General features: G+C 64.6%; 1 protein-coding gene. It reads left to right on the forward strand.

Annotation, left to right across the window (positions count from 1 at the left end; all coding sequences use genetic code 11):
• Nucleotides 1-496 (forward strand): hydrogenase nickel incorporation protein HypB (gene hypB / locus B3V69_RS08570; RefSeq protein WP_296445613.1); only part of this gene is annotated, 496 nt, incomplete at its 5' end.
• Nucleotides 497-639: the final 143 nt, after the last annotated feature.

Here is a 639-nt window from a genome sequence, read left to right on the forward strand (position 1 = left end):
CGCCATCCAGATCAACACCGGCAAGGGCTGCCATCTGGACGCCCACATGGTCGGGCATGCGATGGAAAAGCTGCACTTGGCGCAGGATTCCCTGCTGCTGATCGAAAACGTCGGCAACCTGGTGTGCCCGGCGGCTTTTGATCTGGGGGAAGCGCACAAGGTGGTCATTCTGTCGGTCACCGAAGGCGAAGACAAACCCATCAAGTACCCGGACATGTTCCGCGCCGCCAGCCTCATGCTGCTCAACAAGATCGACCTGCTGCCGCATCTGAGCTTTGACGTGGCGCGCTGCAAAGACTATGCGCGCCGCGTCAACCCCGGCATCACCATCCTGGAGCTGTCCGCCACCACGGGTGAGGGCATGCAGGCCTGGCTGGACTGGCTGCTGGACGAATCGGCGCACCACCACCACGCGCCCAATGACCAGCAAGCCCGCCAAACCCGCATAGCCCAGTTGGAAGCCGAGCTGGCGCAACTCAAGGCGGAGCAAGCCTAGGCCATGGCCCGCATCCTGGCCTGCGGCGCGTTCCTCAAGAACGCCGCCTGTCTGCTCGACACACAGACGCCGGGCGCGCCGCTGTGGTCTGCGCAGCACGGCGACCTGTCTGACCCCGCAGCCTGCGAGGCGCTGGAGCAATC

This window comes from Rhodoferax sp. UBA5149, from assembly GCF_002413825.1.
Lineage (GTDB): Bacteria > Pseudomonadota > Gammaproteobacteria > Burkholderiales > Burkholderiaceae_C > Rhodoferax.